This window comes from Thermomonas sp., assembly GCF_046293095.1.
Lineage (GTDB): Bacteria > Pseudomonadota > Gammaproteobacteria > Xanthomonadales > Xanthomonadaceae > Thermomonas.
The window spans coordinates 182,905-197,476 of sequence record NZ_JBKBPN010000001.1; the positions used below are offsets into that span (position 1 = coordinate 182,905).

A 14,572-nucleotide genomic window follows, 5' to 3' on the forward strand; every position below is an offset into this window, starting at 1 on the left:
GTCACCGCCGCTTCATCCCACCGACACGCGGCGGTCACGGCCTGCCGCGATGCTGCCTGGCACCGGCCACCGGGGAGTACCGGCCATGCGCTATAGCCTCGTCACCGAGACCTACCCGCCCGAAGTGAACGGCGTCGCCTTGACCGTGCACGGGCTGGAGCTGGGCCTGCGCGAACGCGGCCATGCGGTCGCGCTGGTCCGCCCCCGCCAGCCCGCTGATAATGGCGGCGCCGACGGCACCCTGCTGATCCGCGGCGCGGGGCTGCCCCGCTATCCCGGCCTGCGCTTCGGCCTGCCGGCTTCCCGCGCGCTAACGCGGCACTGGCGGGCCGAGCGACCGGATGCGATCTACGTGGCCACCGAAGGCCCGCTGGGCTGGTCGGCGCTGCGTGCGGCCCGCCGCCTTGGCATCCCTGCGGCCACCGGCTTCCATACACGGTTCGACGACTACGTCCGCAGCTACGGCGCACCGTGGCTGCAGGGCACGGCATTGCGCTGGATGCGGCACTTCCACAACGGCGCGCAGGCCACGCTGGTGCCAACCCGCGAACTGCAGCGCTTCCTCGAAGGCCAGGGGTTCCACAACGTCGTCCTGCTGCCGCGCGCAGTGGATACCTGCGCCTTCCACCCCGACCACCGCGATCCGGCGCTGCGCGCCAAATGGGGGCTGGACGACAACGCCCTGGCGGTGATCCACGTCGGCCGCATCGCGCCCGAGAAGAACCTGCCGCTGGCGGTGCGCGCCTTCCGCGACCTGCAGCGCGTGCGGCCCGATGCCCGCTTTGTCTGGGTTGGCGACGGCCCCGCGCGCGAGGCGCTGCAGCGCGAGAACCCGGATTTCGTCTTCTGCGGCGTCCAGCGCGGTGAGGCGCTGGGCCGGCACTTTGCCAGCGGCGATCTGTTCCTGTTCCCCAGCCGCAGCGAGACCTTCGGCAACGTCACCCTGGAAGCCCTCGCCAGCGGCGTGCCGACGGTTGCCTTCGATTACGGTGCCGCCCGCGAAGTGTTGCGCGATGGTGTCCACGGCGCCGCCGTGCCCTGCGGCGATGACACCGCCTTCCTCGCCGCTGCACTGCGGTTGGCCGGCGACGACGCCCTGCGCACGCGGATGCGGCCCGCATGCCGCCAGGCCGTGGCCACCCTGCGCCCGGCGCGGGTCGCCGAGGCCTTCGACCACCTGCTGCAATCGCAGGCCACCGGGAGCACGCCCCATGTCGCAACCGCCGTCCCCTGAGCGTCTTGCCGCCGTCGAACAGGCCTGGTGCCTGCAGGCCAACGGGCTCTGCGCCCGCCGCCTGCCCTTCCACTACTTCGCCACCGTGAGCCGGCTCGGCGATGGCGTGTTCTGGTACCTGCTGATGGCCGTGCTGGTCGCCGCCGATGGCATCGACGGCCTGCGCGCCTCGCTGCATCTGGCGGTGACCGGACTGGCGGCACTGCTGCTGTACAAGCGGCTGAAGCGCTGGACCCGTCGCCCGCGGCCGTTCGCCCGCGACCTGCGCATCCGTGCATGGGTGGCGCCGCTGGACGAATTCAGCTTCCCGTCCGGCCACACCTTGCACGCGGTCGCCTTCAGCGTGGTGGCGGTGGCGCACTACCCCGTGCTGGCCTGGCTGCTGGTGCCATTTGCCGCAAGCGTCGCAATCTCGCGCGTGGTGCTGGGCCTGCACTACCCCAGCGACGTGCTGGCGGCAACCGGCATCGGCGGCCTGCTGGCAACCGGCTCACTGTGGCTGGCAGGCATGGGCGGCTGGCTGCCCTGACCACCGTGCCAGCCGGCGCGGCCGGTACACGCGCCCGTACAATCGGCGGGTCGACTCGGGAGCCCGCATGCAACTTGATCTCACCGGAACCCACGCACTGGTCTGCGGCGCCTCGGAAGGCATCGGCCGCGCCACCGCCGTCGCACTGGCCGGTCTTGGCGCCAACGTCACCGTGCTGGCCCGGCGCCAGGACGTGCTGCGCGAGGTCGTCGCCAGCCTGCCGCATACGCACGACCAGGCGCACGGCCTGCTGGCCGTCGACCTGGCCGACGCCGACGCCCTCCGGGCCGCAGCCGATGCGCTGGCGGCCCGCTCGCCCGTGCACATCCTGGTCAACAACACCGGCGGCCCGCCGGGCGGCCCCGCGCATGCTGCGCCGGCCGAGGCCTACCTCGACGCCTTCCGCAAGCATCTCATCGCCAACCAGACGCTGGTACAGGCGCTGCTGCCCGGGATGCGCGCCGCGCGCCGGGGCCGCATCGTCAACGTGATCTCGACCTCGGTGTACGAGCCCATCCCCAACCTTGGCGTGTCCAACACCATCCGCGGCGCGGTGGCCAGCTGGGCCAAGACGCTCTCGCGCGAGCTGGGCGGCGACGGCATCACCGTGAACAACGTGCTGCCGGGTTATACCCGCACGCGCCGGCTGGAGCAGATCCTGGCCGACCGCAGCGCCGCCACAGGCAAGTCCCGGGACGAGGTGGCGCAAGCGATGCTGGCGACGGTCCCTGCCGGGCGTTTCGCCGACGCGGAGGAACCCGCAAACCTGATCGCCTTCCTGTGCAGCCCGGCCGCGGCCTACATCAATGGCCAGTCCGTCGCGGTGGACGGCGGCCGCATGCAGTCGATCTGAGCGCATGCCCGAAGGTCCCGAGATCCGCCGCGCCGCCGATCGGCTGGCCGCTGCCGTGGCGGGGCAGCCGCTGCTGCGCGCGCACTTCGCATCACCCGCGCTGAAGCAGTTTGAACGCAGACTGCCGGGCAGCCGCATCCTGACGATCACGCCGCGCGGCAAGGCCCTGCTGACCGCGTTCGACAACGGCTGGACGCTGTACACGCACAACCAGCTCTACGGCGTGTGGCACGTTGCCGGCCCGGGCGAGCGCCCTGAGACATCCCGCAGCCTGCGCGTCGCACTGGAAACCCGGCGCGCGTCGATCCTGCTCTACTCCGCCTCGGACATTGAACTCTGGCGCAGCGACGAGATCGAAGGCCATCCGTTCCTGCAGCGCCTTGGCCCGGACGTGCTGGACACCACGCTGGATGTCGCCACCGTGGCCGCACGCCTGCAGTCACCTGCATTCCGCGGCCGTGCGCTGGGCGCGCTGCTGCTGGACCAGGGCTTCCTGGCCGGCATGGGCAACTACCTGCGCGCGGAGGTGCTGTTCGACGCGGGCCTGCACCCCACCCTGCGCCCGCGCGATCTGGACGACGCACAGACCACGCGCCTGGCCGAGGCACTGCTGTCGATCCCGCGCCTGAGCTACGCCACCCGCGGCATCGAACCCACCCGCGGCATGCGTGCGGACTACCTGGCGCGCGAAGGCCAGGCGTTCCGCTTCCGCGTGTTCCAACGCGATGGGCAACCCTGCGAGCGTTGCGGCACGCCGCTCGAACGCATCGCCAGCCAGTCGCGCCCGCTGTTCCTGTGCCCGCGTTGCCAGCCCGGGCGGCCACCGAAGTAAACTGGCGGAATGCGACGGTTCGGACACGTCATCGGCGCCGCCAGCGGCGGCTTGCCCAGCGCGCGCTGGCTGCCGGTGTTCGACCCCGCCCATGCGCAGCCGTATGCCGAGGTTGCGGCAGGCAATGCCAGCACCATCGAGACGGCGGTTGCCGCGGCCAGCAACGCCGCGCCGGCCTGGGCCGCACTGCGCAACAGCGACCGCGCCCGCCACCTGGAGCGGCTGGCGGACGCGCTGGAAGCACGCCTGGACGCCTTCGCCCGCGCCGAGGCGATCGACGCCGGCAAGCCGCTGGCGCTGGCGCGCGAGGTCGAGATCCCGCGCGCGATCTCCAACCTGCGCTTCTTCGCGCACGCCGCCACCCAGTTCGCCAGCGAATCCCACCACGGCGAGGCCGGCCTCAACTACACCCTGCGCCTGCCGCTGGGCGTGGTGGGCTGCATCAGCCCGTGGAACCTGCCGCTGTACCTGTTCACCTGGAAGATCGCGCCGGCGCTGGCCGCCGGCAACACGGTGGTCGCCAAGCCATCGGAGATCACCCCCGCCACCGCCACGCTGCTGGGCGAACTGGCGCTGGAGATCGGCCTGCCGCCGGGCGTGCTCAACATCGTCCACGGCCTCGGCGCGGACGTCGGCGAGCCGCTGGTGGCGCACCCGCAGGTCAAGGCGATCTCGTTCACCGGCAGCACCGCAGTGGGCCGCCGCATTGCCGGCATCGCCGGGCCGCAGCTGAAGAAGGTGTCGCTGGAGCTGGGCGGCAAGAACGCCACGCTGGTGTTCGCCGACAGCGACTGGCGCGCCCATCTCGATACGCTGGTGCGCAGCGCGTTCCAGAACAGCGGGCAGATCTGCCTGTGCGGGTCGCGAATTCTCATCGAGCGTGCGATCTACTCCGAATTCCGCGATGCCTTCGTCGCGCGCGCCCGCGCGCTGCGCATCGGCGGCCCGCTGGAGGACGGCGTGCAGCTGGGACCGATGGTGTCGCAGGCCCATTTCGACAAGGTGATGGCGGCGATCGCACGCGCACGCGCCGAGGGCAGCCGCGTGCTGTGTGGTGGCGAGGCGATCGCGCGCGCGGGCTGGTTCATCGCACCCACGGTGATCGAAGGCCTGGGGCCGGACTGCGCCACCAACCGCGAGGAGATCTTCGGCCCGGTGGTCACGCTGCAAGCCTTCGAGTCCGACGACGACGCGCTGATGCTGGCCAACGCCTCCGACTACGGCCTGTCCGCCAGCGTGTGGACGCGCGACCTGGCACGCGCGCACCGCTTCGGCGCGCAGCTGCGGGTCGGCATCGTGTGGATCAACACCTGGCTGCTGCGCGACCTGCGCACGCCCTTCGGCGGCACCGGCGCCTCCGGCATCGGCCGCGAGGGCGGACGGGAGGCGATGCGGTTCTTCACCGAGCCGCGCAACGTCGGCCTCGCCTTCCCATGAGTCGGGCGGCTGCAATGGGCGCAGGGCTGTGCCTGGCACTGCTGGCCGGCGTCGCCGTGGCGACGGGCACCGGCGATGACGCGCCCGCCGACCCGATCGCCGCCTACTTCGCGCGGATGCGGGCGATGACGACGCCGTTCGCGGAGTTCCGTTTCATGACCGGACCCGAGGTGGCCGCCAATCCGACCTGGAAGCAGATCGCGGGGCAAACGCTGGCGGCCAGCCTGGCCACGCTGGGACGGCCGAACGACGCCATCCGCAGCTTCCCCATCCACGACCGCCGCGCCGCGCCCGACGACCTGCCGACGCCGGCCACCCACACCGCCCAGCCGGCGGTGGACTGGATCGTCGACCGCGCCGCCGACCTGCGCGTGGTCATGGTCAACGAGGCGCACCACCGCCCCGAGACCCGGCAACTGACGCTGGCCCTGCTGGCACCGCTGCGGGCACGCGGCTTCACCCATCTCGCCGTGGAAGCCCTGGCCGATCCGCCGCTTCCCAAGGGCTACCCCACGCGCGACACCGGCTACTACACCCGTGAACCGGTCTTTGCCGAGCTGCTCCGCTCCGCGCTGCGCCTCGGTTTCGTGCTGGTGCCCTACGAGCCGGCATCGACACCCGGACAGACCCAGCAGCAGCGCGAAACCGGCATGGCCGCCACGTTGGCGGCGTTGCTGCGCGCGCAGCCCGACGCGAAGGTCCTCGTGCACGCCGGCTACGGCCACATCGGCAAGACCGCAGGCAGCCAGCCCGGCGGGGCCGATCCGATGGCGCTGGAATTCATGCGCCTGTCCGGGCTGCCGATCCTCGCCGTCGACCAGACCCGGCTGACATGGGAGGACGGCGCCGCGGCCGACCGGCTTGTGCGGACCTTCGACGTGCAGGCACCCGCGGTGCTGGTGGAACGCGGAGCCCGGTCCGCATGGCGCGGCGAACCCGAGCGCTTCGATGCCAGCGTGCTCCTGCCCGCCGTCGATGCCGGCGCGCTGCGCCCCGGCTGGCTCACCCTCGGCGGCCGACGCCAATCCGTCCCCCTCGACCTGACACCCTGCATCGGCCACCTGCCCTGCCTCGCCGAAGCCCGCTACGCCAACGAAGGCGACGACGCCATTCCCGCCGACCAGTTCGTGCTGCTGGCCGATGGCGAAACCGACACCCCGCTCTACCTCGCCCCCGGCCAGTACCGCATGCGTCTGACCGGCCCCGACGACACCGTGCTCGCGGACCGGACGCTGGACGTCCCCGCGCACCGCCCATCCCCATCGGACACCCCATGAAGAAGCAACTCCAGACCCTGCTGCGCAACAACCAGTCGTGGGCCGACCGCGTCACCCAGGAAGACCCCACGTTCTTCGACCGCCTGTCGCGCCAGCAGAGCCCGGAATACCTGTGGATCGGCTGCTCCGACTCGCGGGTGCCGGCCAACCAGGTGATCGACCTGCTGCCGGGCGAGGTGTTCGTCCATCGCAACATCGCCAACGTGGTCGTGCATACCGACCTCAACTGCCTGTCGGTGCTGCAATTCTCGGTGGACGTGCTGAAGGTCAAGCACATCCTGGTGGTGGGCCATTACGGTTGCGGCGGCGTGGGCGCCACCCTGCACGGCACCCGGCTGGGGCTGGCCGACAACTGGATCCGCCACGTCGGAGATGTCGCGCAAAAACACGCCGCGCTGCTGGACGGCCTGCCCGCGGAGGAGCGCCACGACGCGCTGTGCGAGCTGAACGCGATCGAGCAGGCGGTGAACGTGTGCCAGACCACGGTGATCGCCGATGCCTGGGCGCGCGGCCAGCCGCTGGCCGTGCACGGCTGGGTATACAGCCTGGCCGACGGCCGCGTGCGCGAGTTGGGCATGGACGTGGATTCCGCGGAAGCCCTGGAGCAGGTGCAGGCCGCGGCGATCGCCGGGGTCGGCCAGCGCCGCCGGGGCCGCGCGTGAACACCGGCATCCACGCCGGCGCGGCGCCGAAGGCGGTGGGCCACTACCCGCACGCGCGCCGGGTGGGCAACCTGCTGTTCCTGTCCGGCATCGGCCCGCGCGATCCCGCCACCAACGCGATTCCCGGAAACCGCCACGATGACGCAGGCCGCCTGGTCGGCTACGACATCGAGGCGCAGGCGCACGCGGTGTTCGCCAACGTGCGCGCGGTGCTTCAGGCCAGCGGCGCACGCTGGGAAGACCTGGTGGACGTGACGGTCTATCTCACCGACATGGCGCGCGATTTCACGGCCTACAACGCCGTGTGGGCCGAGTATTTCCCCGACCCCGCGCTGGCGCCCTGCCGTACCACGTTGGGCATCACCGCGCTGCCTACGCCGATCGCCATCGAACTCAAGTGCATCGCCCGCCTCGAGGACTGAACGCCATGCTGCCTTCTGCTTTCAACCTGCACGCCTGGATCGAGGAACACCGCCACCTGCTCAAGCCACCCGTGGGCAACAAGTGCATCGTGCAGGAGGATTTCATCGTGATGGTGGTCGGCGGCCCGAACGCGCGCACCGACTACCACTTCGAGGAAGGCCCGGAGTGGTTCTTCCAGCTGGAAGGCGAGATGGTGCTGCGCGTGCAGGAGGACTTCGACGGCGAACGCGGCCGCGTGCGCGACATCCCGATCCGCGCCGGTGAGGTGTTCTACCTGCCGCCGCGCGTGCCGCATTCGCCGCAGCGGATGCCGGATTCGGTGGGGCTGGTGATCGAACGCAAGCGCCTGCCGCATGAAAACGACGCGCTGATGTGGTTCTGCGTGCACTGCAACCACAAGCTCTACGCGGACTTCTTCCACCTGGTCGACATCGAGCAGGACTTCTTCCGCGTGTTCGAGCGGTTCTACCGCGACGACCACCTGCGCACCTGCGCGCAGTGCGGCACCCTCAACCCGCGGCCGGGCCGCTACGAGCAGCCGGCGGAATAAGCCCCGTTCCCTGCCTGCATGGCCAGGCAGCCGGAAACGGCGTGCAACGAAAAAGCGGGCGCAAGGCCCGCTTTTTCGTGTCTGGCGCAGAACGCGGCGATTACTCGCCGCTGCCCTCGCCTTCGGTGACGGCCTTGATCGACAGGCGGATGCGGCCCTGCTTGTCCACTTCCAGCACCTTGACCTTGACCAGGTCGCCTTCCTTCAGCCTGTCGGAGACCTTCTCCACGCGCTCGGCGGAGATCTGCGAGACGTGCACCAGGCCGTCCTTGCCCGGGGCGATGGTCACGAACGCGCCGAAGTCCATGATCTTGGCGACCTTGCCCTCGTAGATCCGGCCCGGCTCGACGTCCGAGGTGATCTGTTCGATCCGCGCCTTGGCCGCGATCCCGGCGGCAGCGTTGACCGAGGCGATGGTGATGGTGCCGTCGTCCTGGATGTCGATCTGGGTGCCGGTCTCCTTGGTGATCGCCTGGATCACCGAGCCGCCCTTGCCAATCACTTCGCGGATCTTGTCCGGATGGATCTTGATGGTGATCAGGCGCGGCGCGTAGTCCGACAGCTCCGGGCGCGGCGCGGTGATGGCCTTGGCCATCTCGCCGAGGATGTGCAGGCGGCCCTGCTTGGCCTGCGCCAGCGCGACCTTCATGATCTCCTCGGTGATGCCCTGGATCTTGATGTCCATCTGCAGAGCGGTGACGCCGTGCTCGCTGCCGGCCACCTTGAAGTCCATGTCGCCGAGGTGGTCCTCGTCGCCCAGGATATCGGACAGCACGACGTACTTGTCCCCTTCCTTGACCAGGCCCATCGCGATGCCGGCGACCGGGCGCTTGATCGGCACGCCCGCGTCCATCAGCGCCAGCGAGGAGCCGCAGACCGAGGCCATCGACGAGGAGCCGTTCGACTCGGTGATCTCGGACACCACGCGGATGGTGTACGGGAACGCCTCCATGCCCGGCATCATCGCCAGCACGCCGCGCTTGGCCAGGCGGCCGTGGCCGATCTCGCGGCGCTTGGGCGCGCCGAAGCGGCCCGCTTCGCCCACGCAGAACGGCGGGAAGTTGTAGTGGAACAGGAAGTGTTCCTTCCACTCGCCGGCCACGTCGTCCATGATCTGGCCGTCGCGGGCGGTGCCGAGGGTGGTGACCACCAGCGCCTGGGTCTCGCCGCGGGTGAACAGCGCCGAGCCGTGCACGCGCGGCAGCACGCCGACCTTGCAGCTGATCGGGCGCACCTCATCCAGCTTGCGGCCGTCGATGCGGATCTTGGTGTCCAGCACCGCACCGCGCATGGTCTGGTATTCCAGCTCGCCGAATTCCTTGGACATCTCGGCGCTGCTCCAGCCCTCGGCCTCGGCGCGGCCGGCCAGCGCCTGCATCACGTCCTTCTTGATCGCGGCGATGGCGTCGCGGCGCTGCAGCTTGTCGCGCACCTGGAAGGCCTGCGCCAGCTGGTCGCCGACGGCGTCCTTCAGCGCGGCGATCATGGCGGCGTTCTTCTCCGGCGCCTGCCAGGTGGATGGCGGGGTGCCGGCCTCGGTCACCAGCTCGTTGATGGCGTTGATCGCCTTCTGCATCTCGCGGTGGCCGAACATCACCGCGCCCAGCATCACGTCCTCGGACAGCTCCTTGGCTTCCGATTCCACCATCAGCACGGCGCTGGAGGTGCCGGCCACGACCAGTTCCAGGTCGCTGGTCTTGAGCTCGGACACCGACGGGTTCAGCACGTACTGGCCGTTGATGTAGCCGATCTTGGCGGCACCGATCGGGCCCTGGAACGGGCTGCCGCACAGCGACAACGCGGCGGAGGCGCCGATCAGCGCGGGGATGTCGCCCTCGACCTCGGGGTTCAGCGACACCAGCTGGGCGATGATCTGGACTTCGTTCTTGTAGTCCTCGGGGAACAGCGGGCGGATCGGGCGGTCGATCAGGCGGCTGATCAGCGTTTCCTTCTCGGTCGGACGGCCTTCGCGCTTGAAGAAGCCGCCGGGGATGCGACCACCGGCGTAGAACTTCTCCTGGTAGTCCACGGTCAGCGGGAAGAAGTCCTGGCCTTCGCGCGCCGACTTGGCCGCCACCGCGGTCACCAGCACCTCGGTGCCGTCGACCTTCACCAGCACGGCGCCGCCGGCCTGGCGTGCGATTTCGCCGGTCTCCAGGGTCACCTGGTGCTTGCCGTACTGGAAGGTTTTGCTGATCTTTGCCACTTGGGAATCCTTGATGTCTTGAACGTCGACGCAGGCAAGCCCCGCTTGCTGCGCTGCATCGCGCTGGGCGATGCGGGAATGCGGCCGGGCCGCGGCGGGTGGAACGGGTACCGCACAAACGAACCGCGGCGCATTCCTGCGCCGCGGTGGGGGGTCGGTCAGCGACGCAGACCGAGCTTGCCGATCAGCGCCTTGTAGCGCTCTGCATCCTTGCGGTGCAGGTAGTCGAGCAGGCTGCGGCGGCGGTTGACCATCATCAGCAGACCACGACGGCTGTGGTGGTCCTGCTTGTGGGTCTTGAAGTGCTCGGTCAGCTGCTCGATGCGCGCCGTGAGCAGGGCGACCTGGACTTCCGGCGAGCCGGTGTCATTGTCGCCGCGCTTGTGTTCGTTGATGACTTTCTGGGTATCGATGGACATGGTTGCCTCGTAGTCGCGTGGCCGGCAGGAACGGGCGGAAAACGCTCGCCCGCACCGCACGGCTCGCCGTGATGATGCGGAAAGAATGTTGGTGTGCCCTTGAGAGCAGCGGGAGTATAGCCCGCGGCGGGGGTCACGGGCAACGCGGGGCGTCCGCGCGGGCCTCGGCCGCGCCGGCGACGGCCGCCCAGCGGAACAGCCGGGCCGGGCGCAGGCCGCCCTCGGCATCCACCTCGCCCAGGCCCAGGCCGCGCCCCTGCTCGTCCAGGATCGCCACCTGCCGGCCACGCGGCGGATACGGCCCGCGCAGGCCCTGACCGCGGCCCAGCCGCTGTGCCTGCGCCGCGTTCACCCGCACCTCGGGCCAGGAGGCCATGCCGGCCTCGATCGGCAGCAGGCAGGCATCCAGCACGCGCTCGCCGGCGTGCGCGCGCAGCTGCTCCAGGCCGTCCAGCGTCCACATGCGCGGATCGCGGAACGGGTCCACCCACAGCCGGCGCAGCTCGGCCACGTGCGCGCCGCAGCCGAGCAGTTCGCCGAGGTCGCGGACCAGGCTACGCACGTAGGTGCCGGAGCCGCACTCCACGTGCAGGCGCAGCAGCGGCTCGCCGCCGTCCAGCAAATCGGCGGCGCTGAGTAGGTCGAAGGCATGCACCTCGACCTCGCGCGCCTCCACCGCGATCGTCTCCCCGCGGCGCGCCTTGGCATACAGCGGCTCGCCGCCACGCTTGAGCGCGGAATAGATCGGCGGGCACTGGCGGATGCGCCCGGTCAGCCGGCGCAGGGCGGCGTCGATGGCGTCGATCGTGAGCACCGGCACCGGGCGCTCGCGCAGGGCCTGGCCCTCGGCGTCGTCGGTGTCGGTGGTGATGCCGAGGCGGGCCACGGTCTCGTAGGCCTTGCGCGCGCCCAGCAGGCCGCCGGCGATCTTGGTGGCCTCCCCGAAGCAGACCGGCAGCAGGCCGGTGGCGAGCGGGTCGAGGCTGCCGGTGTGGCCGCCCTTCTCGGCGCGGAACAGGTGGCGCACGCGCTGCAGGGCCTGGTTGGACGACAGCCCCTGCGGCTTGTCCAGCAGCAGGATGCCGTCCAGGCGGCGGAACACGGTGCGCGGACGGCGCTCGCGCGGGTCAGTCGGGATCGCCACTGCCGTGGACGTCGGGCAGATCGCGCAGCAGGTTGTCGATGCGCTCGCCGCGATCCACCGATTCGTCGTAGTGGAAGTGCAGTTCGGGCACGTGCCGCATCCGCACCGCGTGCGCCAGCTGGTAGCGGATCTCCGGCGCCAGCGCCTTCAGCGTCTTCAGCGTCTCCGCCGCACGTTCGGGCTGGAGCACGGTGACGAACACCTTGGCATGCGCCATGTCGCGGGTCACCTCGACGTCGGACACGCTGGCCGACGCCAGGCCGTGCTCGCGCACGAAGGCATGCACCAGCGTGCCCAGCTCGCGGCGGAGCTGGGCGGAGACGCGGTCGGTACGGTGGAAGGATTTCTGCGCCATGGCGGGGACGCACGCCTTACAGCGTGCGCTGCACCTCGATGCGTTCGAAGCACTCGATCTGGTCGCCCGGCTTGACGTCGTTGTACGCCTTCACGCCGATGCCGCACTCGGTGCCCGCGCGCACCTCGTCCACGTTCTCCTTGAAGCGGCGCAGCGATTCCAGCTCGCCCTCGAAGATGACCGTGTTGTCGCGCAGCACGCGGATCGGCTTGGACTTCTTGACCACGCCCTCGACCACCATGCAGCCGGCGACCGCGCCGAACTTGGAGCTGCGGAACACGTCGCGCACTTCGGCGATGCCGATGATCTCCTCACGCACTTCCTTGCCGAGCACGTTCGACGCGACCTGCTTCACCTGGTCGATCACGTCGTAGATGATCGAGAAGTAGCGCAGGTCGACGCCATTGCCCTCGATCACCTTGCGCGCGGAGGCGTCGGCGCGCACGTTGAAGCCGATCACAGTGGCCTTGGAGGTCACCGCCAGCTGGGCGTCGGACTCGGTGATGCCGCCCACGCCGGAGCCGATCACGTTGATCCGGATCTGGTCGTTGGACAGCCCGGTCAGCGCCTCGCGCAGCGCCTGCATGGTGCCGTGCACGTCGGCCTTCACCACCAGGTTGAGGGTCTGCTGGGTGCTGCCCTCGCCCATCTGCGCCATGATGTCCTCCATGCGGTTGCCCGCGGAGGCCACCAGCCGCAGCTCGCGGCGCTTGGTATCGCGCTGCTGGGCCACGTCCTTGGCCAGGCGCTCGTCGGCCACCACCACGAAGTCGTCGCCCGCCTCCGGCACGCCGGACAGGCCGAGGATCTGCACCGGGATCGACGGGCCGGCGTCCTGCACCTGGCGGCCGTTCTCGTCGAACAGCGCGCGCACGCGGCCGTACTGGATGCCGCACACCAGGTAGTCGCCCTTGGCCAGGCGGCCCTGCTGCACCAGCACGGTGGCGACCGGGCCACGGCCCTTGTCCAGCGCGGACTCGATCACCACGCCGGTGGCACGGCCTTCCGACACCGCCCGCAGGTCGAGTACTTCGGCCTGCAGCGAGATCGCGTCGAGCAGGTCGTCCACGCCGAGGCCGGTCTTGGCCGACAGCTCCACCATCTGCACGTCGCCGCCGAACTCCTCGGCCACCACGTCGTGCGCCAGCAGGTCGTTCTTGACCCGCGACGGATCGGCGTCGGACTTGTCGATCTTGTTGATGGCGACGATCAGCGGCACCTTGGCCGCCCGCGCGTGCTGGATCGCCTCCACCGTCTGCGGCATCACGCCGTCGTCGGCCGCGACCACCAGCACCACGATGTCGGTGAGCTTGGCGCCCCGCTGGCGCATCTGGGTGAACGCCGCGTGGCCGGGGGTATCCAGGAAACTGATCACGCCCTTCGGGGTGGTCACATGATAGGCACCGATGTGCTGGGTGATGCCACCGGCCTCGCCGGAGGCCACCTTGGTGCGGCGGATGTAGTCCAGCAGCGAGGTCTTGCCGTGATCGACATGCCCCATGATGGTGACCACCGGCGGGCGCGGCGCCTTCTCGCCCTGCACTTCCCCGGTGTGTGCCAGCAGCTCGGATTCGGCGTCACCGGCATCGGCGTGCACCGCCTTGTGGCCCAGCTCTTCGGTCACCAGCACCGCGGTGTCATGGTCGATGGTCTGGGTGATGGTGGCCATCACCCCCATCTTGAACAGCGCCTTGACCACCTCGCCGCCCTTCAGTGCGAGCTTCTGGGCGAGGTCGCCGACGGTGATCGCGTCGCCGATGGCGATTTCGCGAACGACCGGCGCGGTCGGCTTGTTGAAGCCCGACCCCGTACGCGACTGGTCCAGCGAGCGCTTGGCCGGCTTGCTGCGTGCACGCGTCGGATTGCTGCGGCGCGCGCGGTCGGACGCCGACAGGTGCAACTGACCGGCAAAGCGTGCGGTATTTTCGTCATCCTCAACACTGGCCTGCATGATGTGCGAGCCACGGTGGATCGGCTTGCCCTTGGCATGGGCAGCTCCCTTGCTGTCCGCCTCGCGCGCGGGCGCAGCGGGCTTGGGATGGCCGTGGCCATGGCTCTTGGCACTGCCGCCCTCTTCCAGTGCCGCCTCCGCGGCCGCCGCGGCTTCGGCGGCGGCACGCTCTGCCGCCTCCTGTTCACGACGGCGGATCTCGGCCAGTTCCTCGGCGCGCTGGCGGTCCTTCTCGGCCAGCGCCTGCTGCTCGGCGAGGTTGCGGGCGCGCGACTCCTCAAGCTTGCGCAGCGCATCGGCGCGCTCGGCGTCCAGCTTCTCGTTCGCAGTCAGCGGCCGGCCTTCGCCCGGCTTCAGGGTGATCTTCTTGCGGGTCACCACTTCGACGGTGCTGGCGCCGCGACCGGCTTTGCCGCCGCCGCCCACGGTGATTGCCTGCTTGCGGCTGCGGCTGAGGGTGATCTTGCCGGGCGCGATGACCTCCTCGACCGGCTTGTCGGCCTTGCCGTGCGCGCGGCGCAGAAAGCCGTGCAGCTTGAGTTTCTCGGCGCTGGTGATGACCTGGTCGGGCCCGCTGAATTTCATGCCGGCCTCGGCCAGCTGTTCCAGCAGTTTCTCGACCGGCGTGTTCACCAGTTCGGCCAGCTTGCGGATGGTGGTTTGCTGCGACATTCGGTTTCCGGTGTCATTGGCCGCCGCA

The 14,572-nt window shown here is 70.2% G+C and carries 14 protein-coding genes; 9 read left to right on the forward strand and 5 right to left on the reverse strand.

Annotation, left to right across the window (positions count from 1 at the left end; all coding sequences use genetic code 11):
• The first annotated feature begins 85 nt into the window (after positions 1 to 85).
• The 9 genes from ACK4SG_RS00920 to ACK4SG_RS00960 all read left to right on the forward strand — a co-directional run bounded on the left by ACK4SG_RS00920 (position 86) and on the right by ACK4SG_RS00960 (position 7,797).
• A complete protein-coding gene (locus ACK4SG_RS00920; RefSeq protein ID WP_409598988.1) occupies positions 86 to 1,234 on the forward strand; it encodes a glycosyltransferase family 4 protein in 1,149 nt (382 codons plus the stop codon).
• Positions 1,212 to 1,763: a phosphatase PAP2 family protein gene (locus ACK4SG_RS00925; protein WP_409598989.1), complete on the forward strand. Its 552-nt coding sequence runs from the start codon at positions 1,212 to 1,214 to the stop codon at positions 1,761 to 1,763. The genes ACK4SG_RS00920 and ACK4SG_RS00925 overlap by 23 nt, the downstream gene beginning before the upstream one ends.
• A gap of 67 nt (positions 1,764 to 1,830) precedes the next feature.
• Positions 1,831 to 2,616 (forward strand): SDR family oxidoreductase, encoded by a 786-nt coding sequence (locus tag ACK4SG_RS00930; RefSeq protein WP_409598990.1) that lies wholly within the window; start codon positions 1,831 to 1,833, stop codon positions 2,614 to 2,616.
• 4 nt (positions 2,617 to 2,620) lie between these two features.
• Entirely contained in the window at positions 2,621 to 3,448 is an 828-nt protein-coding gene (gene nei / locus ACK4SG_RS00935; RefSeq protein ID WP_409598991.1) for an endonuclease VIII, read from the forward strand.
• A gap of 9 nt (positions 3,449 to 3,457) precedes the next feature.
• Entirely contained in the window at positions 3,458 to 4,885 is a 1,428-nt protein-coding gene (locus ACK4SG_RS00940; protein ID WP_409598992.1) for an aldehyde dehydrogenase, read from the forward strand.
• On the forward strand, positions 4,882 to 6,162 hold the full coding sequence (locus ACK4SG_RS00945; protein WP_409598993.1) for a hypothetical protein: 1,281 nt from the start codon (positions 4,882 to 4,884) through the stop codon (positions 6,160 to 6,162). Before ACK4SG_RS00940 ends, ACK4SG_RS00945 begins: the two co-directional genes overlap by 4 nt.
• The gene (gene can / locus ACK4SG_RS00950) at positions 6,159 to 6,824 is read left to right on the forward strand and encodes a carbonate dehydratase (protein ID WP_409598994.1); all 666 of its coding nucleotides are present in this window, start codon (positions 6,159 to 6,161) and stop codon (positions 6,822 to 6,824) included. The genes ACK4SG_RS00945 and can overlap by 4 nt, the downstream gene beginning before the upstream one ends.
• Positions 6,821 to 7,246, forward strand: coding sequence for a RidA family protein (locus ACK4SG_RS00955; RefSeq protein WP_409598995.1), 426 nt, complete (start codon positions 6,821 to 6,823; stop codon positions 7,244 to 7,246). Before can ends, ACK4SG_RS00955 begins: the two co-directional genes overlap by 4 nt.
• A 5-nt stretch (positions 7,247 to 7,251) precedes the next feature.
• The gene (locus tag ACK4SG_RS00960; protein WP_409598996.1) at positions 7,252 to 7,797 is read left to right on the forward strand and encodes a 3-hydroxyanthranilate 3,4-dioxygenase; all 546 of its coding nucleotides are present in this window, start codon (positions 7,252 to 7,254) and stop codon (positions 7,795 to 7,797) included.
• Positions 7,798 to 7,897: 100 nt separating this feature from the next.
• Here the strand turns inward: ACK4SG_RS00960 and pnp are convergent, their stop codons facing one another.
• The 5 genes from pnp to infB all read right to left on the reverse strand — a co-directional run bounded on the left by pnp (position 7,898) and on the right by infB (position 14,544).
• Positions 7,898 to 10,003: a polyribonucleotide nucleotidyltransferase gene (pnp, locus tag ACK4SG_RS00965; RefSeq protein ID WP_409598997.1), complete on the reverse strand. Its 2,106-nt coding sequence runs from the start codon at positions 10,001 to 10,003 to the stop codon at positions 7,898 to 7,900.
• Positions 10,004 to 10,161: 158 nt separating this feature from the next.
• Positions 10,162 to 10,422, reverse strand: coding sequence for a 30S ribosomal protein S15 (rpsO, locus tag ACK4SG_RS00970; RefSeq protein WP_114960194.1), 261 nt, complete (start codon positions 10,420 to 10,422; stop codon positions 10,162 to 10,164).
• A 133-nt stretch (positions 10,423 to 10,555) separates the two neighbouring features.
• On the reverse strand, positions 10,556 to 11,560 hold the full coding sequence (gene truB, locus ACK4SG_RS00975; RefSeq protein ID WP_409599685.1) for a tRNA pseudouridine(55) synthase TruB: 1,005 nt from the start codon (positions 11,558 to 11,560) through the stop codon (positions 10,556 to 10,558).
• On the reverse strand, positions 11,550 to 11,921 hold the full coding sequence (gene rbfA, locus ACK4SG_RS00980; protein WP_409598998.1) for a 30S ribosome-binding factor RbfA: 372 nt from the start codon (positions 11,919 to 11,921) through the stop codon (positions 11,550 to 11,552). Before rbfA ends, truB begins: the two co-directional genes overlap by 11 nt.
• 16 nt (positions 11,922 to 11,937) lie before the next feature.
• Entirely contained in the window at positions 11,938 to 14,544 is a 2,607-nt protein-coding gene (infB, locus tag ACK4SG_RS00985) for a translation initiation factor IF-2 (RefSeq protein WP_409598999.1), read from the reverse strand.
• Between the last annotated feature and the right edge of the window lie 28 nt (positions 14,545 to 14,572).

Excerpts from the sequence above, each read along its gene's own strand:
- ACK4SG_RS00920 (WP_409598988.1), top strand. The coding sequence starts at position 86 with ATGCGCTATAGCCTCGTCACCGAGACCTACCCGCCCGAAGTGAACGGC.
- ACK4SG_RS00925 (WP_409598989.1), top strand. The coding sequence starts at position 1,212 with ATGTCGCAACCGCCGTCCCCTGAGCGTCTTGCCGCCGTCGAACAGGCC.
- ACK4SG_RS00930 (WP_409598990.1), top strand. The coding sequence starts at position 1,831 with ATGCAACTTGATCTCACCGGAACCCACGCACTGGTCTGCGGCGCCTCG.
- nei (WP_409598991.1), top strand. The coding sequence starts at position 2,621 with ATGCCCGAAGGTCCCGAGATCCGCCGCGCCGCCGATCGGCTGGCCGCT.
- ACK4SG_RS00940 (WP_409598992.1), top strand. The coding sequence starts at position 3,458 with ATGCGACGGTTCGGACACGTCATCGGCGCCGCCAGCGGCGGCTTGCCC.
- ACK4SG_RS00945 (WP_409598993.1), top strand. The coding sequence starts at position 4,882 with ATGAGTCGGGCGGCTGCAATGGGCGCAGGGCTGTGCCTGGCACTGCTG.
- can (WP_409598994.1), top strand. The coding sequence starts at position 6,159 with ATGAAGAAGCAACTCCAGACCCTGCTGCGCAACAACCAGTCGTGGGCC.
- ACK4SG_RS00960 (WP_409598996.1), top strand. The coding sequence starts at position 7,252 with ATGCTGCCTTCTGCTTTCAACCTGCACGCCTGGATCGAGGAACACCGC.
- rpsO (WP_114960194.1), bottom strand. The coding sequence starts at position 10,422 with ATGTCCATCGATACCCAGAAAGTCATCAACGAACACAAGCGCGGCGAC.
- rbfA (WP_409598998.1), bottom strand. The coding sequence starts at position 11,921 with ATGGCGCAGAAATCCTTCCACCGTACCGACCGCGTCTCCGCCCAGCTC.
- infB (WP_409598999.1), bottom strand. The coding sequence starts at position 14,544 with ATGTCGCAGCAAACCACCATCCGCAAGCTGGCCGAACTGGTGAACACG.